Annotated in this window: 24 protein-coding genes, 1 tRNA gene and 1 rRNA gene; 21 read left to right on the forward strand and 5 right to left on the reverse strand. The window is 46.2% G+C overall.

The genetic code is table 11. The annotated features are described in order from the left end of the window. Nucleotides 1–17 precede the first annotated feature (17 nt). Together rrf and J3A84_RS14730 are read left to right on the forward strand one after the other, a co-directional pair. Nucleotides 18–135: ribosomal RNA gene (rrf, locus tag J3A84_RS14725) — 5S ribosomal RNA — on the forward strand. 7 nt (nucleotides 136–142) lie between these two features. After that, nucleotides 143–217: transfer RNA gene (locus J3A84_RS14730), tRNA-Asn, on the forward strand. Between the two features lie 95 nt (nucleotides 218–312). On the opposite strand, the gene J3A84_RS14735 is transcribed toward J3A84_RS14730, so the two are convergent. Next, nucleotides 313–1,032: a PucR family transcriptional regulator gene (locus J3A84_RS14735; protein WP_207600816.1), complete on the reverse strand. Its 720-nt coding sequence runs from the start codon at nucleotides 1,030–1,032 to the stop codon at nucleotides 313–315. A gap of 10 nt (nucleotides 1,033–1,042) precedes the next feature. Then, the gene (locus tag J3A84_RS14740; RefSeq protein WP_207600817.1) at nucleotides 1,043–2,152 is read right to left on the reverse strand and encodes an ABC transporter ATP-binding protein; all 1,110 of its coding nucleotides are present in this window, start codon (nucleotides 2,150–2,152) and stop codon (nucleotides 1,043–1,045) included. Between the two features lie 214 nt (nucleotides 2,153–2,366). On the opposite strand from J3A84_RS14740, the gene J3A84_RS14745 reads away from it, so the two are divergent. The 3 genes from J3A84_RS14745 (at nucleotide 2,367) to J3A84_RS14755 (ending at nucleotide 4,328) form a co-directional block, all read left to right on the forward strand. Beyond that, entirely contained in the window at nucleotides 2,367–2,762 is a 396-nt protein-coding gene (locus J3A84_RS14745; RefSeq protein ID WP_242694282.1) for a secondary thiamine-phosphate synthase enzyme YjbQ, read from the forward strand. 8 nt (nucleotides 2,763–2,770) lie between these two features. After that, nucleotides 2,771–3,928, forward strand: a complete 1,158-nt coding sequence (locus J3A84_RS14750) for an iron-containing alcohol dehydrogenase (protein WP_207600818.1) — start codon at nucleotides 2,771–2,773, stop codon at nucleotides 3,926–3,928. A 103-nt stretch (nucleotides 3,929–4,031) separates the two neighbouring features. Further along, entirely contained in the window at nucleotides 4,032–4,328 is a 297-nt protein-coding gene (locus J3A84_RS14755; RefSeq protein ID WP_207600819.1) for a hypothetical protein, read from the forward strand. A gap of 153 nt (nucleotides 4,329–4,481) precedes the next feature. On the opposite strand, the gene J3A84_RS14760 is transcribed toward J3A84_RS14755, so the two are convergent. After that, a complete protein-coding gene (locus J3A84_RS14760; RefSeq protein ID WP_207600820.1) occupies nucleotides 4,482–4,949 on the reverse strand; it encodes a pyridoxamine 5'-phosphate oxidase family protein in 468 nt (155 codons plus the stop codon). 30 nt (nucleotides 4,950–4,979) lie between these two features. Then, the gene (locus tag J3A84_RS14765; protein WP_207600821.1) at nucleotides 4,980–5,537 is read right to left on the reverse strand and encodes a dihydrofolate reductase family protein; all 558 of its coding nucleotides are present in this window, start codon (nucleotides 5,535–5,537) and stop codon (nucleotides 4,980–4,982) included. 514 nt (nucleotides 5,538–6,051) lie between these two features. On the opposite strand from J3A84_RS14765, the gene kal reads away from it, so the two are divergent. Genes kal through kamE form a run of 8 tightly spaced genes read left to right on the forward strand, consistent with a single transcriptional unit; the run spans nucleotide 6,052 to nucleotide 14,396 of the window. Next, complete coding sequence (gene kal, locus J3A84_RS14770; RefSeq protein WP_207600822.1) at nucleotides 6,052–6,441, forward strand: 3-aminobutyryl-CoA ammonia lyase; 390 nt, start codon at nucleotides 6,052–6,054, stop codon at nucleotides 6,439–6,441. After that, on the forward strand, nucleotides 6,441–7,262 hold the full coding sequence (gene kce / locus J3A84_RS14775) for a 3-keto-5-aminohexanoate cleavage enzyme (protein WP_207600823.1): 822 nt from the start codon (nucleotides 6,441–6,443) through the stop codon (nucleotides 7,260–7,262). The genes kal and kce overlap by 1 nt, the downstream gene beginning before the upstream one ends. A 22-nt stretch (nucleotides 7,263–7,284) precedes the next feature. Next, complete coding sequence (gene kdd / locus J3A84_RS14780) at nucleotides 7,285–8,325, forward strand: L-erythro-3,5-diaminohexanoate dehydrogenase (RefSeq protein WP_207600824.1); 1,041 nt, start codon at nucleotides 7,285–7,287, stop codon at nucleotides 8,323–8,325. 14 nt (nucleotides 8,326–8,339) lie between these two features. Continuing rightward, nucleotides 8,340–9,593, forward strand: coding sequence for a lysine 2,3-aminomutase (kamA, locus tag J3A84_RS14785; RefSeq protein WP_207600825.1), 1,254 nt, complete (start codon nucleotides 8,340–8,342; stop codon nucleotides 9,591–9,593). Continuing rightward, the gene (gene kamB / locus J3A84_RS14790) at nucleotides 9,594–10,592 is read left to right on the forward strand and encodes a lysine 5,6-aminomutase reactivase subunit KamB (RefSeq protein WP_207600826.1); all 999 of its coding nucleotides are present in this window, start codon (nucleotides 9,594–9,596) and stop codon (nucleotides 10,590–10,592) included. It begins immediately after the preceding gene. Then, nucleotides 10,589–12,040: a lysine 5,6-aminomutase reactivase ATPase KamC gene (kamC, locus tag J3A84_RS14795; protein ID WP_207600827.1), complete on the forward strand. Its 1,452-nt coding sequence runs from the start codon at nucleotides 10,589–10,591 to the stop codon at nucleotides 12,038–12,040. Before kamB ends, kamC begins: the two co-directional genes overlap by 4 nt. Before the next feature lie 11 nt (nucleotides 12,041–12,051). Continuing rightward, nucleotides 12,052–13,608 carry a lysine 5,6-aminomutase subunit alpha gene (gene kamD / locus J3A84_RS14800; protein WP_207600828.1) on the forward strand — a complete coding sequence of 519 codons (1,557 nt, stop codon included), beginning with the start codon at nucleotides 12,052–12,054 and terminating at the stop codon, nucleotides 13,606–13,608. Further along, nucleotides 13,608–14,396 (forward strand): lysine 5,6-aminomutase subunit beta, encoded by a 789-nt coding sequence (kamE, locus tag J3A84_RS14805; protein ID WP_207600829.1) that lies wholly within the window; start codon nucleotides 13,608–13,610, stop codon nucleotides 14,394–14,396. The genes kamD and kamE overlap by 1 nt, the downstream gene beginning before the upstream one ends. 386 nt (nucleotides 14,397–14,782) lie before the next feature. Here kamE and map read toward each other — a convergent pair whose 3' ends face one another. Then, nucleotides 14,783–15,559 carry a type I methionyl aminopeptidase gene (gene map / locus J3A84_RS14810; protein WP_207600830.1) on the reverse strand — a complete coding sequence of 259 codons (777 nt, stop codon included), beginning with the start codon at nucleotides 15,557–15,559 and terminating at the stop codon, nucleotides 14,783–14,785. Between the two features lie 203 nt (nucleotides 15,560–15,762). On the opposite strand from map, the gene fusA reads away from it, so the two are divergent. The 8 genes from fusA (at nucleotide 15,763) to J3A84_RS14850 (ending at nucleotide 25,271) form a co-directional block, all read left to right on the forward strand. Beyond that, on the forward strand, nucleotides 15,763–17,853 hold the full coding sequence (gene fusA / locus J3A84_RS14815; RefSeq protein WP_207600839.1) for an elongation factor G: 2,091 nt from the start codon (nucleotides 15,763–15,765) through the stop codon (nucleotides 17,851–17,853). Between the two features lie 129 nt (nucleotides 17,854–17,982). Further along, nucleotides 17,983–18,939, forward strand: a complete 957-nt coding sequence (locus J3A84_RS14820; RefSeq protein WP_207600831.1) for an ROK family protein — start codon at nucleotides 17,983–17,985, stop codon at nucleotides 18,937–18,939. Between the two features lie 181 nt (nucleotides 18,940–19,120). Continuing rightward, nucleotides 19,121–19,750 (forward strand): histidine phosphatase family protein, encoded by a 630-nt coding sequence (locus J3A84_RS14825; RefSeq protein ID WP_207600832.1) that lies wholly within the window; start codon nucleotides 19,121–19,123, stop codon nucleotides 19,748–19,750. Continuing rightward, entirely contained in the window at nucleotides 19,747–20,997 is a 1,251-nt protein-coding gene (locus tag J3A84_RS14830; RefSeq protein ID WP_207600833.1) for a competence/damage-inducible protein A, read from the forward strand. The genes J3A84_RS14825 and J3A84_RS14830 overlap by 4 nt, the downstream gene beginning before the upstream one ends. Before the next feature lie 42 nt (nucleotides 20,998–21,039). Further along, nucleotides 21,040–22,596 carry an ABC-F family ATP-binding cassette domain-containing protein gene (locus J3A84_RS14835; RefSeq protein ID WP_207600834.1) on the forward strand — a complete coding sequence of 519 codons (1,557 nt, stop codon included), beginning with the start codon at nucleotides 21,040–21,042 and terminating at the stop codon, nucleotides 22,594–22,596. Between the two features lie 132 nt (nucleotides 22,597–22,728). Beyond that, complete coding sequence (locus tag J3A84_RS14840; protein ID WP_207600835.1) at nucleotides 22,729–23,313, forward strand: carboxypeptidase-like regulatory domain-containing protein; 585 nt, start codon at nucleotides 22,729–22,731, stop codon at nucleotides 23,311–23,313. Nucleotides 23,314–23,446: 133 nt separating this feature from the next. Continuing rightward, nucleotides 23,447–23,797 (forward strand): FMN-binding protein, encoded by a 351-nt coding sequence (locus tag J3A84_RS14845; protein ID WP_207600836.1) that lies wholly within the window; start codon nucleotides 23,447–23,449, stop codon nucleotides 23,795–23,797. 112 nt (nucleotides 23,798–23,909) lie between these two features. Further along, complete coding sequence (locus tag J3A84_RS14850) at nucleotides 23,910–25,271, forward strand: MATE family efflux transporter (RefSeq protein ID WP_207600837.1); 1,362 nt, start codon at nucleotides 23,910–23,912, stop codon at nucleotides 25,269–25,271. Nucleotides 25,272–25,848: the final 577 nt, after the last annotated feature.

Consider the following 25,848-nt stretch of genomic DNA (forward strand, 5'->3'; position numbering starts at 1 on the left):
GAACATGTTTTCTTCAATCTGGTGTCTATATCTATAAGGGTTACACCCGTTCCCATTCCGAACACGACGGTTAAGCCTTTTAGAGCCCATGATACTGCAGGGGAGGCCCTGTGGGAAAGTAGGTCGTTGCCAGATTCATTATTCCGCGATAGCTCAATGGTGGAGCACTCGGCTGTTAACCGATAGGTTGAAGGTTCAAGTCCTTTTCGCGGAGCCATAGCTCTCAGCTTATGCTGAGAGCTTTTTAATATGATAAATATGATAGAGCGGAAACCAAAAACCTCTTAGGAAGAACCTAAGAGGTTTTGGTTATTATAGGATATTGTTGGGAGAATCGTCAATCAGATAGGATGATAGGACAAGGATCAACGCTTCATTGATGTTTCGGATATCCAGCCCAGTGATCTGCTGGATTTTTCCGATTCTGTAAGTAAGCGTATTTCGATGAATGAACAGCTTCTTTGCGGTTTTGCTCATGGAAAGATTCTGCTCGTAAAATCTCATAAGGGTCAGTCTCAGTTCAGGCGACAGCTCCTTGTAATAGGGAACAATCTCATGGAGGTACCGGTTTCTGACTTCATCCGAAAGGCCTTCAGCAAGTGCAAGCAGGGTCAGGTCTTCCGTCGCTGCGATGTTATACTCGCTTCTGGTGCGGCGAATCAGGCTGTAATTCTCAAGAAGAAGCCTGGCTTTCTTTTCCAGACCTGGTTTCCGGTCATTTCTCACATATAACAGCGTGAAGTGATTGAAGAAGTTCTCCAGAAAAGCGGTATTCAGTGCTTCTGCCACCGCTTGTGTTTCTGCTGCATCGAGGAGAACAAGAAGGCTTTCCTGCAGCTTGATGATTACCGTATCTTTACCGAAATATTCTTGCAGAAAAAGAAATGCTTCCTGCATTTCCGCAGTTCCCACGAGAATAGGAGAATAAGCATCATACTTATTCTCTGATTCTCTTGATAAAGCATTTCTGATTGTATTCATATTCATAACAAGTAGTGCATCTTTTTCATTCGTATTTTCGGGATACATCATAACTGACTCCTTAAAATAGTGAGAGTTCTGTCTCCTTATCAAATACATGAATCTTATCGCTTCTGAAAGCGAGTTTTACTGTGTCTCCAGGTCTGATTTTGGTATTACCATTAACTCTTACTGTGATTTCATCCTGATTCTTTGAAAAATACAGATAAGACTCAGCACCCATGATTTCGGTCACTTCTGCTTTAGCGCTGAAAGTCGGAGCACCGAATCTCTCAATGAATTCTTCTTCATAGCTGATATGCTCAGGTCTCACACCGAATATGACCTGCTTGTTCACAAGGTTTTTATCCAGTAGGATCTTTCCTTTTTCACTGGAAAGGGGAATGAGCGTTTCATCATACTCCAGATAGACATTTCCGTTCTGGGAAACTACCTGTGCCTCCAGAAGATTGATCTGAGGGGAACCGATGAATCCGGCTACAAATATATTGGCTGGATGATCATATATTTCCTGCGGTGCATCCACCTGCTGAATGATTCCGTCTTTCATGACGACAATTCTGGTTCCCATGGTCATGGCTTCGGTCTGGTCATGGGTAACATAGATGAAGGTTGTTTCCAGACGGCTATGCAGCTTTGATATTTCGGTTCTCATCTGGACTCGCAGTTTCGCATCAAGATTTGAAAGAGGTTCATCCATGAGGAATACATTGGGATCTCTTACAATGGCTCTTCCTAATGCAACTCTTTGCCTTTGTCCACCGGATAAAGCTTTCGGTTTTCTTTTCAGAAGATGCTCAATATCCAGAATTCTGGCTGCTTCCGTCACCTTTTCGTCAATCTCAGACTTCGAGATTTTTCTCAGTTTCAGACCAAAAGCCATATTGTCATAAACTGTCATATGGGGATAGAGCGCATAATTCTGGAAAACCATGGCGATGTCTCTGTCTTTGGGGTCCACATCATTGATGATCCGATCCCCTATCTTTATTGTACCCTCACTTATTTCCTCAAGTCCAGCAATCATTCGTAAAGTTGTGGATTTTCCACATCCAGATGGCCCTACAAAGATCACGAACTCCTTATCCTCTATTGTAAGATTGAAATCTTTTACTGCGTCTACATTTCCTGGATATTTTTTCCATACATTCTGTAATTCTACACTTGCCAAAATCTTCAGCTCCTTTCATTTGTCTCCATATTAATCCATCTTCGTACTTAAATCCATTGACAGAATGCACAATTCTTTTAAAAGGAATCTTCCGATTTCTTATTCGCATAAAATGTTCATTTCTGAAAACCCCCTGTCCATTTGATTTGACAGTGGATAATGATATCATGAGAGTAGAGTGATAATTAACTATAAATCCAGGAGGGAAGTCAAAATGATGAAATTGAAAGTGGATTCCAGGGAAAGAACGGATATGATTGAAATCACCGATGCAGTCAAAAAGGCGGTAAAGGAAAGCGGCGTAACATCCGGGATCTGTCTGCTCTTTGTACCACATACAACAGGCGCTGTCACCATCACGGAATATCAGGACCCCAATGTGATGGTGGATATGCTGACATCCATGAACAACCTGATACCCTTTGAGAACGACTATAAGCATGAAGAAGGAAATTCCGCAGCACATATCAAATCCAGTCTGTTCAATTTCTCGCTGGAAATGATCATTGATGAGGGAGAACTGGTCATCGGTGGCTATCAGGGCATTTACTTCTGTGAATTTGATGGACCACGAAACAGAAACGTATTTGTGAAGATTATGGAAGGATAGGGAAGAGAATGAATAAATTTGAGTTTATGACATCGGATCGGATTATTTTTGAAAGAGACGGACTGACCCGGATCGGTGCACTTTCAAAACCCTTCGGGAAGAAAGCCCTCATCGTGACAGGAAGCAGAGGAGAAGTCGCAGAGAAGATCAGAGGCTATCTGGAGGAAGAGGGTGTGAAGTCCGCTCACTTCAAAGTGACAGATGAACCAGGCCTTGATACCACAAAAGTAGGACTGGATCTGGCAAGAGATGAAAAGTGCGACATGGTCATCGCCTGTGGAGGCGGAAGCGTCATAGACAGCGGAAAAATCATCGCCGCCATGCTGAAAAATGAAGGGGAAATTCTATCCTATCTGGAAGTCATCGGAGAAGGAAAGACCCTTTCCAATCCCTCTGCACCTTGCATCGCCATACCAACCACTTCAGGAACAGGCGCAGAAGTCACAAAAAATGCAGTCATCAGCTCATCCGAGCACAAGGTGAAGGTGAGCCTACGAAGCTCCTATATGGTTCCTGAGCTGGTGCTTCTTGACCCGCTTCTCACGGTTTCCATGCCCAAGAGCGTTACAGCAAGTACAGGTCTTGACGCTCTGACCCAGGTCATTGAGCCCTTTGTCTCCCATCTGGCCAATCCCATGACGGATGCCTTCTGCAGAGATGGGATGCGGCTTGCGTCAAAGTCCCTCAGAAAAGCCTATGACCAGGGCGAGAATCTGGAAGCCCGGGAAGGAATGCTTCTGGCAAGTCTTTTCGGAGGAATTGCGCTGGCCAATGCGAAGCTTGGCGTCGTCCATGGATTTGCCGGCGTCATTGGCGGCATGTATGGCATCCCCCATGGAATCGTCTGTGCAGGGCTTTTGCCTCATTCCATAGAGACCAACGTGAAGGCCCTGATGGAAAGAGAAAAGGAGAATCCAGCCATTGCCCGTTACAAGGAGGCAGCTGAGATTCTTACAGGAAACAGAGACGCTTCCATTGAAGACGGGATGAAATGGGTCATGGACCTGTGTGAACACCTTTCCATACCCAGGTTCAGAGAATTTGGCATGAAAGAAGAGGATTTCAAGGAAATCATCGAAAAGTCCATGAAGGCCAGCAGCATGAAAGGAAATCCCATTCTGTTGACCTATGAAGAGCTTTCAGATCTTCTGAAAAAGGCATTGTAGGATCTGCATAAGAGATTCTGCATGGATATTATGGCGTAAATAGATTGCTTTCAAAGTTTCAGTAATCTTAAAGATAAAACACGAGCATGAAAGGTAGTGTGCAATGAGATTGTTATTAGAGGTACTGCGAATCCTTCTGATCTTTTTCATATCAGGAAGTTTTTACTCCATGGTTCTTAGCATCGTTTATAAGTCCATGAGTGTTTCTCGATTTGAGTGGTTAGGTGCTGTGGGTGTCCTGATTATCCTGTTTGTGATTTACAGAAATAGATGGCAGTTTAAAGGGTGGTACAAAGGGGAAGAAAAGGCAGTGTTGTCTCAGAAGACTACGAGGCTGCTGCTTTCTTTCTCAGCCCTCTTACTGATTCTGCCACCACTTATCCATTATTTCATCGCATAATCCCAGGCTATAGTAAGATCAGCTATAGCATAAAATAATCAGACACCAAAAGGGGTTCGTTGAAACCCCTTTAAAATTATCAGCATGCACAGTATTTTTTATAGAACCTGTAAAGAGAAAGCAAAGTCTGGCATTGCTTTCTCTTTTTGCTGCTTATTCCAGTCTGCCTTTGGCAGTCTGATATTCAATTTCAATACCTATAATGGAAGTGATTTCTTTCTTGCCTTTGATGTACAGCTGCCCCTGATCTATGAAATCAGGTGCGTACTTCTCTATGATCTCTTCCAGTGCGGCATCTTTTTCACTGCCTTCAATAACCTTTGCTCTGCCAAATAGAACAACGCTTCTGTATTTTGTGGAAAATTGGTTCGGGAGTGTCTCCACATCGGTGACTACAGTGAAGGAGACTTTATCGCAATTGGATATATTTTCCATTTTCATTCCTGAAGGAGCACAGTGGAAGTAGATTTTTCCGTTATGGTAAATGTAGCTTAGGGGTGTTGCGTAAGGATAGCCATCTACTCCTGTGGTAGCCAGCACTCCATAGAGACCTTCATTAAGAATCTCTTCAATGTGTTCTTCGGGTAAGGTTCTGTTTTTGCGTTTTGGTTCACGAAACATAGGCATCTCCTTATAAATCAAATTTTATTCTCAAGGCCGATCAGCTGGATGGTAGATCATCTGCACAACACCAGATGGATAAGTATTCACTTTCTTTAAAAGAAGATTCCTCCTGCTGGTAACGGTGAAAAGCGGTTTTCCCTCTCCCAGAAGTACAGGATGAACGGAGAGTCTGTATTCATCAATGAGATTGTTCTCCATGAAGGTGGTGATGAGATCAGAGCCTCCATAGAGCCAGATGTCCTTTCCCTGCTGCGCTTTAATCTTCTCTACTTCATCCGTCAGATGCTCCGACAGCACCGTGAAATCGGGCGTGGACGCAAGGGTTCTTGAAAAAACGTACTTCTCCATGCTGCTGATGCGTGCAAGCATTTCTCTGTCTTCCATGGTGATATCATCATCAGACAGTAATTCTTTCCATAATTCGTAGCTCTTTCGTCCGAAGAAAATTGTATTGACCTGATCCAGGAAACTGTTGAAATCCATCTCCGGTTCCATGATGCACCAGTCGATTTCCCCATGTGTTCCCTCGATGAATCCATCAAGAGTTACAGCCAGATCCAGCAGAATTCTTCTCTTTCCTGACACTTCGTAACACCCCCTTTTTTGTCAGTATATCAGCTGAAGTCCCATAGAGCAATGAAACCTGTCAAGAAACAGAGTCCATCTCTTCGGAAGGACAGAAGCATGAATATGCGTTTAGTCTTAATAATATGAAGATATTCTGCATAAATAGTAACGGTTTAGTAAAGTGAACATGTCAATAGTAAAAAAATATGACAATTTATTATCCGGATGTTGATTTATTAAACGATTACAGAGTATAATAGATACGATAACGCACATAATCATCGTTTCTAAATAGAGGAGCGACCAGAAGGTAATGGTAATGATATGAAACCCTTCTTTTACCATGAATAGCTGGCCGCCGAAGGAATGCAGCAAAAGGGTTTTTCTGCAGATCCTGGTGAAAAGGCACAAAGCCTATCACTGTCATGTAGGTATACATGGAGCGCTATTTATGTTTTTAAAACATAAAGGTGCTCTTTTTTGTTGTGCTTTTTTGAAGGATGATGCAGTGGAGGATAAGGGGGAAAGAATAATGGAAGCAATGATCAGGTTAAGAATGAGTGCCCATGATGCGCATTATGGAGGAGGTCTCGTGGATGGAGCCAGAATGCTGATGCTTTTCGGAGACGTGGCTACGGAGCTTCTCATAAGGAGAGATGGGGATGAAGGGCTCTTCAGGGCTTATGAGGAAGTGGAGTTTCTGACACCTGTCTACGCCGGGGACTATATAGAGGCAGTGGGGAGAATTATCAAGGAAGGAAAGACTTCCAGAAAAATGGAATTTGAAGCGAGAAAAGTCATCGTTCCAAGAGGAGACCTTAGCGAGTCCGCCTGTGATGTATTGAAGGAACCCATCGTCGTATGCAGGGCAGTGGGAACCTGTGTCGTCCCGCTCGAAAAGCAGAGAGGAGAATCGGAATAATGGAGAAACTCATTATCACCGCAGCCATCTGCGGAGCGGAAGTGACGAAGGAACATAACCCCAATGTACCCTATACTATTGAGGAAATCAGAAACGAGGCGAAAAAGGCTTATGATGCAGGTGCATCCGTCATTCATCTTCATGTCCGTGAAGATGATGGAACGCCGACACAGAGCAAGGAGAGATATGCAGCCTGCATGAAGGCAATCAGAGAAGCGTGCCCGGATGTGATCATTCAGCCCAGTACCGGTGGTGCTGTAGGCATGAGTGCAGACGAGAGGCTTCAGCCGCTGGAGCTTTCGCCTGAGATGGCGACCCTTGACTGTGGAACCCTGAATTTCGGAGGGGATGAGATCTTCGTCAATACGGAAAACATGATCATCGAATTCGCAAAAAGAATGAAAGATCGAAGCATCAAGCCGGAATGTGAAGTCTTCGATAAAAGTATGATCGATATGGCCGTGAGACTCATGAAAAAAGGTCACATCGAATCACCCATGCATTTCAATCTGGTCATGGGGGTCAATGGCGGGATCTCAGGAGAACCAAGAGACCTCATCTATCTTTCCGAATCTCTCCCTGAGGGAAGCACCTTCACGGTTTCGGGCATCGGCAGAGTGCAGCTTCCGCTGAGCACCATGGCGATTCTTCTGGGAGGCCATGTGAGAGTGGGATTTGAAGATAATATTTATCTAAAGAAAGGCCAGCTGGCGGAGTCCAATGCAGACTTTGTGAAAAGAGTGGTGGAGCTTTCAGGCATTCTTGGAAGAGAAGTGGCTACACCTCATGAAGCAAGACAGATACTGGGCATCAGTAAATAACTACCATTTGGAGGAAATGACGATGAAGAAAACAGGATGCAGATATGGCACCCATCGGGTCATAAGCCCGGAAGGCGTTCTGCCACAGGCGGCACTTAAAATTGATAATGATATGGACATCTATGACAATGAGATTCTGGTGGATGTCATTGCGCTGAATATCGATTCTGCAAGTTTCACGCAGATCGAAGAAGAAGCGGGACATGATACGGAGAAAATCGGCAGAAAGATCATGGAAATCGTAGAGGATCGAGGGAAGATGCAGAACCCCGTCACCGGTTCCGGTGGCATGCTCATCGGCGTCGTAGAAGAGATCGGGGATGCGCTGAAAGATAAGATCGATCTTAAGGCAGGAGACAGGATTGCCACACTAGTATCACTGTCCCTGACACCGCTTAAGATCGAGAAGATAATGGACATCAAAAAAGACATCGACCGTGTGGAAGTGGAAGCGAAAGCCATTCTCTTTGAATCAGGAATCTATGCGAAGCTCCCGAAGGACATGAATGAGAATCTGGCACTTGCAGCACTGGATGTGGCAGGAGCACCTGCCCAGGTGGCGAAAATGGTGAAGCCTGGAGACAGTGTTCTGATTCTGGGAGCAACTGGGAAATCAGGAATGATGTGTGCCTATGAGGCCATGAAGAGAGTAGGACCCACAGGAAATGTGGTGGCAACGGACCTTCGAGAGGAAGCGCTGGAGCTGCTTCTTAAGAACCGATTCTGTCACAAGGCCTTCTCAGGAGATGCGAGAAAACCAGTGGAGGTCATGAACAGGGCACTGGAGATGAATGGTGGCAGAGAATATGACATTGCCATCAATGTGGTGAATGTGCAGAACACGGAAATGAGTACCATTCTCCCTGTAAGAGACGGAGGAATCGTCTATTTCTTCTCCATGGCCACCAGCTTCACCAAGGCCGCCTTGGGCGCAGAAGGGGTAGGAAAAGATGTGACCATGGTTGTGGGAAACGGCTACACCAAAGGTCATGCTGAAATCACGCTGCAGGAACTGAGAGAGTCGGAAGCCCTGAGAAAAATCTTTGAAGAACTCTATGTATAGAAAGGAAGTATGTGATGAACAGATTTGCAGAGAATAACAGGAAAGAGATGTTTCCGGATGTGCCAGAGGAGAAATGGAACAGCTGGCTGTGGCAGGTGCAGAACCGAATTGAAACGGTGGAGGATCTTAAGAAATATCTGCCTCTTACCATAGAGGAGGAGGCTGGAGCAAGGAAAGCCACGAAATCCCTTAGAATGGCGATTACGCCATACTACCTGACACTTATGGATAAGGAGAATCACAGGGATCCTGTAAGGCTTCAGGCAGTTCCATCCGCCATGGAGATCATGAACTCCAGTGCGGACCTTATGGATCCCCTGCATGAAGATGAAGATTCTCCGGTTCCGGGGCTTACCCACAGATATCCGGATCGTGTGCTGCTTCTCATTACAGATCAGTGCTCCATGTACTGCAGACACTGTACAAGAAGACGCTTTGCCGGACAGACGGACAGTCCCATGAGTAATGACCGTATCGATAAGGCCATCGACTATATCAGAAATACACCAGGCATCCGTGATGTGCTTCTTTCGGGCGGGGATGCTCTGCTCATGAGTGATGCAAGACTGGAAGCCATCATCAGGAAGCTGCGTGCCATTCCTCATGTGGAGATCATAAGAATCGGCAGTAGAGTGCCTGTGGTCATGCCTCAGAGAATCACCGAGGATCTTGTGAATATGCTGAAGAAGTATCATCCCATCTGGGTGAACACCCACTTCAACCATCCTTCGGAAATCACCGAAGAATCCAAAGCCGCCTGCGAAAGAATGGCCAATGCCGGAATTCCTCTTGGGAACCAGTCCGTTCTTCTCAAGGGAATCAATGACTGTGTCCATGTGATGAAGGAGCTTGTCCATGGCCTTGTGAGAATCAGAGTAAGACCTTATTACATCTATCAGTGCGATCTTTCCATGGGGCTGGAACACTTCAGAACTCCCGTATCCAAGGGGATCGAAATCATTGAAGGGCTTCGTGGACATACGTCAGGATTCAGTGTGCCGACCTTTGTGGTGGATGCACCAGGCGGTGGCGGAAAGATTCCTGTCATGCCGAACTATGTGATCAGTCAGGGCACCCATAAGGTCATTCTCAGAAATTTTGAAGGGGTCATCACTACCTATACGGAACCGGACTCCTATGAAGAAACCTGTCAGTGTGAAGTATGCCAGGGAAAGAGAAAAGTGGAGAATATTGGCATATCCTCCCTTCTTGAGGGCGATGCCATCAACATCGGAAATTCCGAAGTACTCCGCAAGGCCAGATCGTAAATGAAAGGGCTGTTTCGGTTATCTTCTCTGGCCATTATGGGGATGGGAAAGAATACGGGGAAAACATCTTTTCTGAATCTCATCATCGAAGAAGCCCGGGTGCATCACAAAGAGAAGGTGCTGGCCCTGACTTCCATCGGACGGGATGGGGAAGAAAGAGATCTGGTCACAAAAGGAGACAAGCCGAAAATCTATATCAGCGAAGGAACTCTTATAGCAACTTCGGAGGAGCTCTTATCCAGGTGTGATGTGACAAAGGAAATCATGGAGAGTACCCGCATATTCAGTGCACTGGGAAGAATCATCATCTTTCGTGCTCTCTCTGACGGATTTGTGGAAATAGCCGGGCCTTCAAGGAGCAGCGATCTTCTTGAAATAGAGAAGAGCATGAGAAGGATTGAAGAGCACTGTCTGTTCATCGTGGATGGTGCATTGTCCCGCATGTCTTTTTCCACACGAACCGAAGGAGCAGTGCTCTGCACTGGCGTGAGTGTCAGTCAGAGTCAGGATAAGATTCTGGAGAAAACGAGAAATGCTTTGAAATCTCTGACCCTTCCTGTAACGAAGCATTCGCTTCCGAAGGAAGCTGGAAGAGCCTTTGTGAAAAACGGAAACTGGGAGAGAGTGCAGGGGGAGCTGGCGCTTTCTCTGGGGAAGGAGATACGTAAAGTGCTTTCGAATGATACGGAAGCCATCTACATAAAAGGAGCAGCTACAGATCAGCTGTTCACAGAGCTTCTGGCGGATGAGCATTTCAGAAACCGGGATTTCATACTTGCAGATGGAACAAGTTTACTGATCAGTCCTGAAATGATGAGCAGGCTTTCTAGAAGAAAGATTTCTCTGCAGGTGGTGGAGGAGATCAGAGTGGAAGAAATCATCGTCAATCCCTACGATCAGGGCGGTTTTGAAGTGGATATTGAAAAACTCATAGGAAGGATTCAGAAGGAAACGGAGATTCCGGTGAAGAGTCTTCGTGTATGGAAGGAGGGGAAATGATGCATTTCAGCAGGAAAGAGAAGCAGGACATGGGCCTGAAATTCGTCATGGACCTGATCAGGACCGGAAGCCCTTACGGAAAAGAACATAAAGGCAAACTGACCTTTTATGGAAAGGACAAGGAAGAAGCCCTTCAAAGAGAGCTTGAAAGAACCAGAGATCTGAGAGACAGACTGCCTTCCCTCAGAGAATCGGCGGAGGAGCTCTTTCTCCTTCTGCATGAGCTTAGGGATATCCGAAACACCGTTTTGGCGGTAGAGGAAGGACTGGTACTGAGCGAGCTGGATCTCTTTGAGATCAAGTATTTTCTGAAAAGAATGCACAGGATTGAAGAAGTCCGATCTTTCCTCCTCAGTCAGGAGCTGAAGATGGAGAGGCTGGATGTGCTTGCGGATCTGCTTGATCCAGCTGGAACAGGGCTAAACACATTCTATATCTATGATGAGTATGATGAGGAGTTAAGGGTCATCAGACGGAATAAGAAAGAGATTGAGAAAATGATCCGTTCCCTCAGAACTCCGGAAGAGAAAAATGAGCTGCTTGTCATGAGAAGAAAAATCGTGGCAAAAGAAGAAGTGAGAGAGTATGAAGTGAGAAGAAAGCTTTCGGATCAGCTGAAGCCCTATGCGCGGATACTGCTGCGCAATATGGATATCATCGGGGAGCTGGACTTTCTTCTGGCAAAAGCGGTGCTTTCTGAAAAGTTCGTCACCACCCTGCCTGTAGTAGGTGACTTGCCTTCCATCCATATGGTGGAAGGATATCATCCTTATTTCGCGGAACTTCTCAAAGGAAGAGGCCGGGAGTTTGTCCCCGTCTCACTGGAAGTGAGAAGAGGAAGTACGGTGATCACCGGTGCAAATATGGGGGGCAAGAGCATCAGTCTGAAGACGCTGTTTCTCAATGTGGTGCTGGTCCAGCTCGGTATACTGCCCTTTGCAAGTAAAATGGAGACTCCGGTTCTTGGCAGCATGCATCTTCTTTCCGTAGATCGGGAGAATCCCGACCAGGGACTATCCTCCTTTGGGGGAGAAGTGGTGAAAATCACAGAAGTCATGGAAGGAATGAATGAGATGCCCTCATTACTGGTTCTGGATGAACCGGCCAGGGGCACCAATCCTGTGGAAGGCATGGCCATAGTAGGCGGACTGCTTAACTTTTTCAGAGACCGGCAGCATTTTCTTCTCGTCGCCACCCATTACGACATCAAGAGCCTCACGGGGATTCACAGGTATCAGGTGCGAGGTCTTAGAGAGGTGAATCTGGATGATCATATCAGTCAGGAAAAGGAAGACCGCCAGAAACAGGTTGCCTATCTGTCGGACCTCATGGACTATACACTGGAAAAATGGGATGGAACGCCTATTGTGGGAGATGCAGTGAAAATAGGCGAATTTCTGGGGTTCCAGGAAGACCTCACTGCTGAAATAAAGAAATTACTGGAATAAGGGGAAAACAAATGAGCAAAATCAGATTGGATATAAATAAGGTGGACACGGCAAGAAACCATGCCCGCGCCATTGCGGAAGAGACACAGAGATTTGTGGATCTACATACCACCGTTGCGGTGGAAAGAACGGTTCTTCGTCTTCTGGGCGTTGATGGAGTGAATGAGGAAGGCGTACCGCTGCCGAATATCGTGGTGGACCACCTGAAGGAAAAGGGAGCACTGGAGAACGGTGCCGCCTTTTACATGGGCAATGCCATGGTGGAGCTTTCGCTGTCACCTCAGGAAATAGCGGAGGAAATCGCGCAAGAGAGACTGGATCTTACGAAGCTTCCGGTTCATGACCGCTTTGAAGTGGAAATGAAAGTGGAAGATGTGGCCAGAGAAACGGTGGAGAAGATCAAAGGTAATCGAAAGGATAGAGAAGCCAAGCTTGAAGAGTTCGGAGATAAGAGCGGACCGTACCTTTATGTCATTGTGGCCACCGGTAACATCTATGCGGATATTGTTCAGGCTAAAGCCGCTGCAAAGCAGGGAGCAGATATCATTGCCGTCATAAGAACCACGGGTCAGTCTCTTCTTGACTATGTGCCCTACGGAGCGACTACCGAAGGATTCGGAGGCACCATGGCCACCCAGGAGAATTTCAGACTCATGAGAGAAGCGCTGGACGAAACAGGGGATGAGCTTGGCAGATACATCCGGCTCTGCAACTACTGCTCTGGCCTCTGCATGCCTGAAATAGCGGCCATGGGTGCGGTGGAAAGGTTGGACGTGATGCTGAACGATGCCCTATACGGCATTCTCTTCAGAGACATCAACATGAAAAGAACGCTCATCGACCAGTACTTCTCAAGAGCCATCAACGGCTATGCAGGGGTCATCATCAATACGGGAGAAGACAATTACCTGACCACAGCTGATGCCTACGAGGAAGCCCATACGGTCCTGGCTTCCCAGTTTATCAATGAGCAGTTTGCGCTCATGGCGGGACTTCCGGAAGAACAGATGGGTCTGGGTCATGCCTTTGAGATGGATCCGGAAATGAAGAACGGATTCCTTTATGAGCTTGCACAGGCGCAGATGGCCAGGGAAATCTTCCCCAAGGCACCACTGAAATACATGCCTCCGACAAAGTTCATGACGGGCGACATCTTCAAAGGGCAGGTGCAGAATGCGCTTTTCAACATGGTGACCATCATGACAGGGCAGAAGCTCCATCTTCTGGGCATGATGACAGAAGCCATTCACACACCATTCTTATCTGACCGCGCTGTGGCCATCGAGAATGCATCCTATATTTTCAATACCATGGAGGATTTCGGAAACGAGATCGAGTTCAGACAGGGCGGCATCATTGAAAAAAGAGCGGAGGAAGTTCTTTCTGAAACGGTGAAGCTTCTGGAGAACATCAAAGAGGAAGGGCTCTTCAGAACCATTGAAATGGGTAAGTTCGCAGCCATCAAAAGACCTCAGGATGGCGGAAAAGGTCTGGATGGAGTAGTGAAAAAGAGCAGCACATACTATAATCCTTTCTTTGAACTGTTACAGGAAGGGGGAGCGAACTGATGAGCAGCGGATTATACAACACGAAGAAAATCAACCTGGATGAAAAACTGGATCTCACTCAGGTGAAACCTTATGGGGATACCTTGAATGATGGAAAAGTGCAGATTTCATTCACACTTCCACTGCCAGATGGAGACCGAGCCGTGGAAGCGGCAAAGCAGCTGGCAAAAAAAATGGGGGTTCTTGATCCGCTTGTGGCGCATCATAAAGCGCTAGATAAGGAGTTCACCTATTTTGTGGTCTACGGCAGCCTGATGCACAGTGTCAACTACGAGGAAATCCATGTGGAATCTGTGGGTGGAGACGTTATGGATATGGATGAGGTCAATGATTTCATCAAAGAGAACATCGGAAGGAAAATCACGATTCTTGGCGCATCCACTGGAACAGATGCGCATACGGTCGGCATCGACGCCATCATGAATATGAAGGGCTTCGCAGGACATTATGGTCTGGAGCGCTACGAGATGATTGAGGCTTTCAACATGGGCAGCCAGGTCACCAACGAAGAGTTCCTGAAGAAAGCAGTGGAGATGAAGGCGGACGTGCTTCTGGTTTCCCAGACCGTGACCCAGAAGAATGTGCATATCGACAATCTCGTCCATCTGGTGGAGCTTCTGGAAGCGGAAGGCTTAAGAGACAAGGTTGTGCTCATCTGCGGAGGACCAAGAATCAGCCATGAACTGGCCAAGGAACTGGGTTATGATGCCGGGTTCGGACCGGGTAAATATGCGGATGATGTGGCGACTTTCGCAGTTCATGAGATGATGGAGAGAGAACTTATCTGAACAAGTGTTAAAGAGGATATCAGCTGATATCCTCTTTAATTTCGGTCATTTATTCCTTTAAAATAAGACAGGCTCCATAAAAGGAGCCTGTAAATGTATACTTATTCAATTTTCGCTTATGTCTTCTGATACTTCTCATGAGCATTTTGTTTCATTTCAATTTATACCATAGTAGAATTCTAGTTTCTTTACTTCATGGCCAGATCTTCTGCTCTATGCGTATCTAAGGACTCGTTTTCCATGTCTGATGTTCCCATCGGACTCACATCCTTTTCGTTATTTGGATGTCTGGCATCCGTGTTTTTCTTATATTCAGTATAGCAGAATCCACGGACAATTGGAATATTTATACGGATTAATAACCGAATATTCACAAAATGAAAGAGCTATGAAAAAGGATCGAAAAAGTCCTGTTCTTCGCCATTGGTGAGAATCATGGGACCATTTTTCGTCACAACGACGGTGTGCTCAAACTGATACACGTAATTCCCGTTGGGGGTTTTCAGTGTCCACCCGTCCGGATATTCCTCCACATAATCATCCTTTTCCGTGATGAAGGTTTCGATGGCCAGAACGTGTCCTTCTCTGATGAGAGAAGCACCTCTTCTTTCGTTGTAATTGAAGATGTTTTCTGGATTGTCATGAAGGGTTTTTCCTACTCCGTGACCGGTGAGGTTTCGAATCACATTGAATCCATGGTTCTGGGCTTCGTTGTATACGGCTCTGCCGAGATTGTTGGACATGGTGCCCGGCATGGCTTTCTCGATGGATTTGTACATGGCATTTTTCGCTGTTTCCAGCAGCTTCCGGTTTTTATCGGTAACGGGCGGAATATTGATGGTCAGCCCGGTATCTGCAAAATAACCGTTTTTGGAAGCCGATACATCGATGTTCACCTTATCTCCTTCCTTGAGCACGTACTCGGAAGGGATACCATGGGCTACCACATCATTGACACTGATGCAGGTATAACCTGGAAAAGCATATTCTCCCATGGGTGCGGATTCCGCGCCATGTTCTTCAAAAATCCTTTTGGCGATCAGGTCCAGTTCCAGTGTGGTGATGCCCGGTTTTGTCTCCTTCGCCATGGCATCTCTAGCCAAGGCGCAGATCCTGCCGATCTCTTTCAGGGCCTCTAAATCTTTTTCATTCTTTACTATCATATTTATCACTCCTGTTTCTATTATAGGACTTATTTCATCTCTTGAGAAATAAAACTTCCTATGAATTCACCGAATATATTACAAAATTTAGAAAAAGAGAAGCCTGATTATAGAAAATACTCAGAAAATTTGATATGATGAGAGGGTAGTTAAAGGTTTTCATAAGGAAAACAAATCATACAGCAGGAGGACATGATATGTATATTAAAGAGTACCGTATCAAAAATTTGCGCAATGTCGGAATAATCGGCCACAGTGGCACTGGGAAGACATCTTTGGCTGAAGCACTTCTTTATTATACCAAGTCAACAGACAGACTTGGCAGAGTGGAAGACGGAACAACAACGACAGACTTTGACTCTGAAGAAAAGAAGAGACAGATTTCACTCCAGGCTTCTGTGGCTCCTTTCACCTATAATGACATCAAATTCAACTTGGTGGACGTTCCTGGATTCTTCGATTTCGTGGGAGAACAGATTCAGGGTATGAGAGCCGTTGACGTGGCGACAATTGTAGTGTCCGCAGCTTCTGGAATTGAAGTTGGAACAGACAAGGCGTGGGAGTACTGTAACAAGATCAAGCTTCCTAGAACATTCTTCATCAATAAACTGGACAGAGACCACACTGATTTTGATAAGGTCTTTGCACAGCTGAAAGAAAAATATGGTATGAGTGTAGTACCGATACAGTATCCTGTGGGAAAAGAAGACAGTTTCCGTGGAGTGATCAATATCATCTCCAACAGAGCCAGAATTCATGACCCTAAGACCCTTGAAATGAAAGAAGCTCCTGTTCCAGAGGAGTTAGTTGATAAAGTAGCTGAACTGAGAGAAATGATAGTGGAATCCGTGGCGCAGACCGACGAAGTGCTTCTGGAGAAATATTTTGGTGGAGAAGAGCTTACGGAGCAGGAAATCTATGATGCACTGATCAAAGGATGCGCATCCGGAGACATCGCACCGGTAACCTGCGGAAGTGCGACCAAGGTCATCGGTATGACCACACTTCTGGAAGACATGATTGAATGTTTTCCTACACCAGAGTATGCGATTCCTCAGAAAGCGGTGGTGGTTGACTCCGGAGAAACCGAGTTCATCAGTCTTTCTGAAGACAAACCCTTCTCCGGCTTTGTGTTCAAAACCATAGCAGACCCCTTTGTGGGCAAGATTTCCCTTTTCAGAGTCATCACAGGTCACATCAGACCTGATACGCCTGTATTCAATACCAATCAGGATAAACCTGAAAAAATCAATACACTGATCTTCCTGAGAGGAAAGAATCAGATTCTCACCGACAAGGTCATTGCAGGAGATATCGGAGCCGTCACAAAGCTTCAGCATACCAAAACAGGTGAAACCATCTGCGATCCAGCCTTCAAGGTAATCTACGACAAGTTCAACTTCCCGACCCCAACCATGACCATGGCTGTGGTGCCGAAGGCCAAGGGCGACGAAGACAAGATTTCATCAGGGCTTCAGAGACTGGTGGAAGAAGATCCCACCTTCACTATGGAAAGAGACAAGGAAACAGCTGAAATACTGATTTCAGGACAGGGAGACACCCATCTTGACATTCTGGCATCCAGACTGAAATCCAAGTTCGGGGTAGATGTGGAGCTGAAGAGGCCTAGAATTCCTTATAGAGAAACCATCAAGAAGAGATCCGATGTACAGGGTAAACACAAAAAGCAGTCCGGTGGACATGGCCAGTACGGCGATGTGAAAATCATCTTCGAACCTCGTCAGGACGGGGAAGAGGATCTACTGTTCGTTGATAAGGTTGTAGGTGGAGCTGTACCAAGAAACTACATTCCAGCGGTGGAAAAAGGTCTCAGAGAATCCATCGTGGAAGGCGTTGTGGCAGGATATCCTGTCATAAAGCTTCAGGCTACGCTGTATGATGGAAGCTTCCATGCGGTGGACTCTTCTGAAATGGCCTTCAAGGTTGCAGCCAATCTGGCCTTCAAGAAGGGAATGGAAGAGGCATCTCCTGTACTTCTTGAACCGATCATGAAAGCCAGCATCATCATTCCAGATGATTACATGGGCGACATCATGGGGGATATCAACAAGAAGAGAGGAAGAGTGCAGGGCATGGAGCCCGTGGATGGAAAGCAGATGGTTATAGCGGAAATTCCGCTTTCTGAAATGCAGACCTATGCCACGGACCTAAGGTCCATGACCCAGGCCAGAGGCGACTTCTCCATGGAATTTGCTAGATATGAGGAAGTTCCTCCAACTGAAGTACCGAAAATCATCGAAGAGACCAAGAGATACAGAGAAGAAAGAGAATAACAATCAGAGAAGAAAGGGCTCATAAAAATGAGCTCTTTTTGATGAAAAGAAATTAAAGTGTGAAATAGGCCGGAACCTTCACTCATGATATAATAATGACAAATGAAAAATGTGTATTGGAGGATCATCATGAAAAAATATGTAATCGGTGTGGATCTTGGGGGTACAAAGATCACCACAGCCATCAGCGATCTTACAGGAAAGATCATAGAGAAGACAACCCTTGCTACTGGATCGCATTTAGGAGAAGAAGTGGTGATGGAAAGAATTTTCGAATCCATCTCCATGGTGCTGGAAGCATCTCAGCTGAATGTGGATGAAGTAAGAGCCATCGGAATCGGATCACCAGGTCCTCTGGATTCTGAAAAAGGAACAATCATCACTACACCCAACCTCCCATTCAAGAACTATAATGTAGTGAAGCCCATTGAAAGAAAGTTCGGGATCAAGACTTATCTGGATAATGATGCCAATGCTGCAGCCATCGGAGAATATACCTTCGGAGCAGGCAAGGGGACAAAGCACATGCTCTATGTCACTGTCTCCACAGGAGTAGGCGGAGGAGCGGTTCTTAATGGAAGACCCTACAGAGGAAACACTTCCAATGCTCTGGAAGTAGGACATATGACCATCGAGCCATTCAGCAGGCATCAGTGCAACTGCGGAAAATTCGGGGATCTGGAAGCGCTGGCTTCCGGTACAGCCATTGCGAAAAGAGCCAAGGAAGCGGTTCAGGAAGGCAGAGAGACTTCTCTGAAGAATGTGGATACCATCACAAGTTATGAAGTGCATCAGGCCTATCTTGAAGGGGACGTGGTGGCCATGGAGATTCTGGAGAATGCCTTCATGTACATGGGCATCGGCCTTGCCAATCTTATCGTCAATTTCGATCCGGAAGTCATCGTCATCGGTGGAGGTGTATCGAAAATCGGCGATCTGTTCTTTGACAAGATCAAGGAAGAGGCTAGAAAGAGAAGCTTTGACTTCATGTTTGACGCCACCAGAATCCTACCAGCGGAGCTGGGACAGGAAGCAGGCGTGGTAGGGGCGCTGGCGCTGGCCCTCATTGAGAGTGAAGAGAAATAAAGGTGTGAAAAGATAATCAGTCAGAAGACTTCCCGTCATCCCAGATGACCGGAGGTCTTTTTTGCGGGAGACATATTGGCGAAGTCTAGATTATAAACAGTTTCAAGGGAATAATTGTTTTGTGAATGGTTTGTATTATGATAGAATAGACTGGTTAGAAAAATCAGGCAGGTGAAAGAGTATGCTAAACCTCTATATAACAAGACACGGAGAAACAAAATGGAATACGGAAGGCAGGCTGCAGGGCTGGCTGAACTCACCCTTGACGGAAAAGGGAATCAGGCAGGGGCAGCAGCTGCATCAGGCTGTTAAAATGTATGATATCCAGAAGATCTATTCCAGTCCCAGCGAGAGAGCACTGAAGACCGCCATTTCCGCCAAAGGGAAAATGGATGTGGAAATAGAGCTCATGGATGAGCTGAAGGAAATGAACATGGGACAGTGGGAAGGAAAAACCCTGGATCAGATCAAAGAAAGAGAACCGGAGAATTTCGAGAACTACTGGCTGAGACCCCATCTGTTTGTGAAGAACACGGGGGAGAATTTTGATGAAATGCTCGCGCGTACCAGGAAAGCACTGGATAGAATCGTGAAGGAGAATCCGGCGGGGAATGTGCTCATCGTGACCCATGGGGTGACGCTGAAAGCCCTCATGAGCCATTTCTCTTCGGAAGGATTCATCAAATTCTGGACGAAGCCCGTGGTGGAGCAGGCCAGCATTTCCATGGTCAGAGTAGAGGACCTTTACAAAGGAGAAATACTTCTTTACGGAGACACCAGACATTTTGAAGAGATGGAGATGAGAGAATGAATGCTGAAATCATGGCAGTGGGAACAGAGCTGCTACTAGGAGACATCGTCAATACCAATGCCCAGTATCTGGCCAAGGAGCTGGCGCTGCTTGGCATCGGCATCTACAGACAGACCACCGTGGGAGACAATGAGGAGAGACTGAAAAAGGCTCTTTCAGAGGCGCTGAAGGAATCGGAGATCATCATCACCACCGGAGGCCTCGGACCCACACCAGATGACATCACAAAGGAAGTATCCGGAATGGTTCTTGGCAAAGAACTGATTCTGCATGAACCTTCCTATGAAGTGATCCTGTCCTACTTCAAGCACAATGACAGAGCCATGGCCAATGGCAATCAGAAGCAGGCCATGTTTCCCGAAGGTTCCATTGTGCTGGATAATCCCAATGGAACCGCACCTGGGTGCATCATTCCTGGTGAAAACAACAGGTTCATCATCAATCTGCCAGGACCACCAAAGGAGATGATCCCCATGTTCGAGAACAAGGTGAAGCCTTTTCTCATGCAGTTCATGGACCATACCATCATCTCCAAAACCTTACGATGCATCGGTCTTGGAGAGTGGGACATGGCCACCAGGGTGAAAGACCTTCTGGATGAGAGCAAGAACCCTACTGTGGCGCCCTATGCAAAGGACGGAGAAGCAATCCTCAGAATCACGGCCAAAGCAGCCACGGAAGCTGAGGCCAGAGCTATGATCGCCCCTGTGGAAGAGGAAATCAGAAACCGGATCGGAGAGTACATCTACGGCACTGATGAGGATACGCTGCAGGATGTCATCGGGCGAGAACTGGTGGAACATGATAGGTCCATTGCCATAGCGGAATCCGTCACAGGCGGCATGATCGCATCCAGGCTTCTTGGCTATGAAGGCGGCATGTCCAAAGTGCTTGCAGAAACCTTCGTGACCTACAGCAATGAATCCAAGGTGAAATATCTTGGGGTGAAGGAAGAGACACTGAAAAGTCACGGCGCTGTCAGTGAGGAAACCTGCAGGGAGATGGCGGAGGGACTTCATGAGAGGACCGGAGCTGAAATCTGTCTGGTGACCACCGGGATAGCAGGTCCTACCGGAGGAACAGAGGAGAAGCCTGTGGGCTTAGTCTATATCGGACTTGGTGTTAAGGGTCAGGTGGAAGTGCACAAGCGCTATTTCACAGGCGGCAGAGAGAAAATCAGGGTGCGAGCAACCATCGCTTCTCTGGATATCCTGCGAAGAAAACTGAACGAGCTGGCAAAGGGATAAACCTTTGTCTTTAGAATAAGAAATAAGAGGTAGAGATTAGATTTGAGTATATTAACGGTAAAAAATGCAAGTCACGGCTTTGGAGACAGAGCTATATTTGAAGATGTGAGCTTCAGACTCCTCAAAGGAGAGCATGTGGGCATCATCGGTGCCAACGGCGAAGGAAAATCCACCTTCATGAATATCGTCACAGGGAAGCTGCAGCCGGATGAAGGAACAGTGGAATGGGCGAACCGAGTTCGTGTGGGTTATCTTGACCAGCATGCAAGCCTTGAAAAAGGAGCATCCATCAGGGATGTGCTGGAAAGTGCCTTCAAATACCTTTTCGACATGGAGCAGGAGATCTTCGCCATAGGGGATAAGATGGGCAGCTGCACAGAAGAGGAGCTCATAAAGCTCATGGATGACATGGGCACTCTGCAGGATATTCTGGACAACAGCGGGTTTTACAGCATCGACCCAAAGGTGGAAGAAGTGGCAAGAGGGCTGGGCCTCAAGGATGTGGGGCTGGATAAGAAGGTGGATGAGCTTTCAGGGGGACAGAGAAGCAAGGTGCTTCTTGGCAAGCTTCTTCTGGAGTCTCCTGACATTCTGCTTCTGGATGAGCCCACGAACTATCTGGATGAAGAACATATCGACTGGCTGAAGGTCTATCTGAAGAACTACCAGAATGCCTTTATGCTGATCTCCCATGATATTCCGTTCATCAATGAAGTGGTGAACATCATCTATCATATGGAGAACAGAGAACTTTCAAGATATGTGGGGAACTACGATGATTTCCAGGCTGTTTATGAAGCGAAGAAGAAGCAGGTGGAAGCTGCTTTTGAAAGGCAGCAGCAGGAAATCAATAAACTGGAGGATTTCATCGCCCGCAACAAGGCCAGAGTGGCCACGTCCAACATGGCGAAATCCAGACAGAAGAAACTGGACAAAATGGATAAGATTGAGCTGATGAAGGACAAACCGAAACCGACCTTTGACTTCAAGATCGGCAAAACATCAGGCAAGCTGATTTTCAGAACAGATGACCTTGTCATCGGATATGATGAGCCGCTGACGAAACCTGTGAATGTGTATCTGGAGAAGGGTATGAAGGTTGCCCTGACAGGGGCAAACGGTCTTGGTAAGTCCACCCTTTTAAAGAGCCTCATGGGGATGATCCCTCCTTTCAGCGGAGACATCGAGACCGGTGAGAACATCGAAATCGGCTATTTCCAGCAGGAAGGGGAAAGAGACAACTACAATACCTGCATCGAGGATTTCTGGGCGGAATATCCCGGGTACAATCAGTATGAGGTGCGAAGCGCACTGGCCAGATGCGGGCTGACCACCAAGCACATCGAATCCAAGGTGGTGGTGCTTTCCGGTGGAGAACAGGCCAAGGTGAGACTGGCCAAGGTCATGAACAGAGACGCCAATGTGCTTCTTCTGGATGAACCTACCAACCATCTGGACCAGGATGCGAAAGACGAACTTAAAAGAGCACTGAAGGAATACAAGGGAACGATTCTGCTCGTCTCTCATGAAAGAGAGTTCTATGAAGACATCGCAACCCATATCTGGAACTGTGAAGACTGGACAAGAAAAATATTCTAGATTACTGAAGCTGTGAGGATCTACTCCTCACGGCTTCTTCTGCGCATGGATACTTACGAATCATCGAACGGGTATGGATTATATCCTTTCCTGTGTTAGTATATTGTTAGAACAGAGAAGAGGTGAAGAGAAGTGGCGAAAATCAACGGGGTTGTGAAAGACCATAAAGGCAAGATACTAGAAAATGCGGAGGTTCTCTTTGTGGACAGGGCAAGCAATGTCCTTGCCAGCGGCTACAGCAACAAGGATGGAGAGTATTATCTTCAGATCAGTGAAAAGACCAATGGGATGGTTGTGGGCACCTATTCCTATGGAGAAGAATATCTTGCCTTCATCTTTGACAATATAAGCACGCATCTTCCTCACCATATCGATATCATTGTGGGTGATGTGGAATTCCTACAATTCAGGAGAATCATCACAAAGGATAGAGAGAAATATATCTGTTCCTTTCAGCTGGCATCCCTTTCAAAAATGAAAAGAGGGAAAGTCCATCTGTCTCCTGAAGGAGCTGAGGCGTCTCTCCAGTTTAGGCTGGATGGAAAACTGATGAAAGCGTATAATCTGACGAAAGAGAAACTGTCCGTAGAAGGGAGAGGCAATACCATTGACTCTTGGACACTCTCTTTTGCCTGCAATCCGAAGGATCGGGGGAAAGTTCTTGAGCTGATCTTTATGGATGAGGATTCTTATGGAATGCTTAAGAGCTATGTATGATTTCTGGCAAAATCCTTAAATCTTTGACTGGATGTTGAAAAACAAAAAGAATAGGGATAAAATGTAGATGTTCAGGATAATTCAGATGGGTTTTCTCTGGATAAAATACATATTGTACAAGGAGTGGAAATATATGAAGAAGATTGTTGCATTAGCAATGTCCGTTCTACTATCATTCGGGGTTCTTGCTGCATGCGGAGCATCAGAAGAAGCAGGTCTTAAGGATGGTTCCTACTCAGCAGAAGCACAGGGACACAACGATGTGATCAAGCTGACAGTGACTGTAGCTGACGGTGTTATTTCAGACGTAACTGTGGATGAGCATGCTGAAACAGATGGTATCTATGGAGATGCTGAAACAGCAGTAATAGAATCCGTTAAAGGAAAGACCACTGCAGATGGTGCAGATACAGCATCAGGTGCTACAGTATCCTCAGAAGCGCTGATCGAAGCCATCAACCTGGCACTAGAACAGGCTAAGTAGAAAACAGAACAGATCTTATGAATTATCCCCATGGAAATCTAGTTAAATAGAGTTTCATGGGGTATAATTGTTTGGAGATTTATGCAAATACAAGATGATGAGGAGCTTATTGATGGGCCAGAAAGTGAATTTAACCTATGGAAATATAAGTACGACACTGACGAAGCTGGCACTCCCGATCATGGGGACCTCCTTTGTGCAGATGACCTATAATCTGACGGACATGTTCTGGGTGGGGAAACTCGGTAGCAGTTCTCTGGCTGCAGTAGGCACTGCAGGATTCTTCTCCTGGTTCGCGTTCTCGCTGATTCTGCTGACAAAGGTCGGTGCAGAAGTCTTTGTGGCACAGCACCTGGGCAGAAATGATGAAGAAGGGGCGGACAGCTACGCGAGAAGTGCCATCCATTTCAATATGATGCTCGCCGTATTCTACGGACTGATGCTTCTTATTTTCAGAAGACAGCTCATTGCCTTCTTCAACCTGGGGGATGCTGCAGTCATCCAGATGGCTGTGGGATATCTGTCCATCATCGCTTCCGGAATACTATTCATGTTCATCAATCCGGTGCTGACTTCCATCTTCAACGGGGCAGGGGACAGCAAGACACCCTTTCTCATCAATCTGACCGGTCTTGGCATCAACATGATTCTTGATCCCATGCTGATCAGAGGGTGGGGTGTTTTTCCGGAGCTTGGTGTATATGGGGCCGCGTTGGCAACAATCATCGCACAGCTGCTGGTGACGATCCTGTTCATCATTATGATGGTTACAAGTAAGGATACGTTTTTCAGAATCAATATTTTCAGGAAAGTGGATTTTCAAAGAATCGTGAATATCTTCAAACTGGGTTTCCCGGTGGGACTACAGAACGGCCTCATGGCACTCATCGGCATGGTCATAGCCAGAATCATTTCTGTATATGGTCCAGAGGCCATTGCAGCGCAGAAACTGGGCTCGCAGATCGAATCCATCTCCTGGATGACAGCCAGTGGATATTCCACGGCTATCAGTGCATTTGTGGGTCAGAACTATGGAGCGAAGAAGTACGAAAGAATCATGAAAGGGTATGCATCTGGTGTGCGGCTCATGTCCATCATCGGTGTTGCTGCCACTGTGCTTCTTTATTTCCTGGCGGAGCCGATCTTCAAAGTGTTCATTACAGACCCGGTAACCCTAAGGATGGGTGTCTCCTATCTTATGATCATTGCAGTTTCCCAGTGGTTCCAGACCTTGGAGATCTCCAATCAGGGAGCTTTCAATGGTTTGGGAAAGACGGTATATCCATCTTTTGTAGGTGTGACGTTCAATCTGCTGCGGATACCGATGGCATACTTTTTCTCTCAGGATCTGGGGATGGGACTGAACGGAGTATGGTGGGCGATAGCTCTTTCCAGTATATTCAAAGGACTTACGCTTTTCAGTTTCTTCTATTTCCTTGTGATCAGGAAATACAGAAAGACTGGTGTTATTTAATATTTTCAGTAATCGAAATCCCGTTGGAGCATAAACTTCAACGGGATTTCTGCATGATTGGACTCAGTTTCGAGGACTTCTATGCTCAGTGTGATGATGAAAGAGTTGAAAACTGGGAGCAGTTTTCTGGAAAGAACAGGAAACAGATGGGCTAAATATTGCTTGTTTTTATCCTGCGCAGTTTATTTTGCGGGCGGAAATCGTGCAAAGTCTATAAAAGATAACAAAAACTTAACCGTGTGTATCACCATAAGGATTATGAAGAAATAGATAGGAATACAGAGTATGAAGGACTTATTTGAATCAAATTGATTGAGGGACGGGTTTGGTCCAAAAATAAAATGTTATGATTATGAACGTTGCTTAACAAGTCTTGTTTCAAGGCTTCAGGCAATTGACAACATATTACCTCGGTAATATAATAAGAATGTTCTCTTAAAAGAGAATAAGCACAAACAGTTCTTTGAAAATTAAACAGAATATAGGTAAAAAACCAAAGTACCTTTTCGAGTAATCGGAAAAACATCTTCGAGCAATTAGAAGATGGGCAGCCGGGTGACCGGATGCAAAAACACTT

Origin of the sequence: Proteiniclasticum aestuarii (assembly GCF_017368455.1) — a bacterium.
Taxonomy (GTDB): Bacteria; Bacillota; Clostridia; order Clostridiales; family Clostridiaceae; genus Proteiniclasticum; species Proteiniclasticum aestuarii.

Bases quoted from the DNA above. Each gene is read 5' to 3' on its own strand.
- J3A84_RS14820 (WP_207600831.1), top strand. From the start codon at position 17,983: ATGAAAAAATATGTAATCGGTGTGGATCTTGGGGGTACAAAGATCACC.
- J3A84_RS14755 (WP_207600819.1), top strand. From the start codon at position 4,032: ATGAGATTGTTATTAGAGGTACTGCGAATCCTTCTGATCTTTTTCATA.
- map (WP_207600830.1), bottom strand. From the start codon at position 15,559: ATGATAGTAAAGAATGAAAAAGATTTAGAGGCCCTGAAAGAGATCGGC.
- kamA (WP_207600825.1), top strand. From the start codon at position 8,340: ATGAACAGATTTGCAGAGAATAACAGGAAAGAGATGTTTCCGGATGTG.
- J3A84_RS14830 (WP_207600833.1), top strand. From the start codon at position 19,747: ATGAATGCTGAAATCATGGCAGTGGGAACAGAGCTGCTACTAGGAGAC.
- J3A84_RS14825 (WP_207600832.1), top strand. From the start codon at position 19,121: ATGCTAAACCTCTATATAACAAGACACGGAGAAACAAAATGGAATACG.
- kamE (WP_207600829.1), top strand. From the start codon at position 13,608: ATGAGCAGCGGATTATACAACACGAAGAAAATCAACCTGGATGAAAAA.
- kamB (WP_207600826.1), top strand. From the start codon at position 9,594: ATGAAAGGGCTGTTTCGGTTATCTTCTCTGGCCATTATGGGGATGGGA.
- kamC (WP_207600827.1), top strand. From the start codon at position 10,589: ATGATGCATTTCAGCAGGAAAGAGAAGCAGGACATGGGCCTGAAATTC.
- kamD (WP_207600828.1), top strand. From the start codon at position 12,052: ATGAGCAAAATCAGATTGGATATAAATAAGGTGGACACGGCAAGAAAC.
- kal (WP_207600822.1), top strand. From the start codon at position 6,052: ATGGAAGCAATGATCAGGTTAAGAATGAGTGCCCATGATGCGCATTAT.
- J3A84_RS14750 (WP_207600818.1), top strand. From the start codon at position 2,771: ATGAATAAATTTGAGTTTATGACATCGGATCGGATTATTTTTGAAAGA.
- kce (WP_207600823.1), top strand. From the start codon at position 6,441: ATGGAGAAACTCATTATCACCGCAGCCATCTGCGGAGCGGAAGTGACG.
- J3A84_RS14745 (WP_242694282.1), top strand. From the start codon at position 2,367: ATGATGAAATTGAAAGTGGATTCCAGGGAAAGAACGGATATGATTGAA.
- J3A84_RS14735 (WP_207600816.1), bottom strand. From the start codon at position 1,032: ATGATGTATCCCGAAAATACGAATGAAAAAGATGCACTACTTGTTATG.
- J3A84_RS14845 (WP_207600836.1), top strand. From the start codon at position 23,447: ATGAAGAAGATTGTTGCATTAGCAATGTCCGTTCTACTATCATTCGGG.
- J3A84_RS14760 (WP_207600820.1), bottom strand. From the start codon at position 4,949: ATGTTTCGTGAACCAAAACGCAAAAACAGAACCTTACCCGAAGAACAC.
- J3A84_RS14850 (WP_207600837.1), top strand. From the start codon at position 23,910: ATGGGCCAGAAAGTGAATTTAACCTATGGAAATATAAGTACGACACTG.
- kdd (WP_207600824.1), top strand. From the start codon at position 7,285: ATGAAGAAAACAGGATGCAGATATGGCACCCATCGGGTCATAAGCCCG.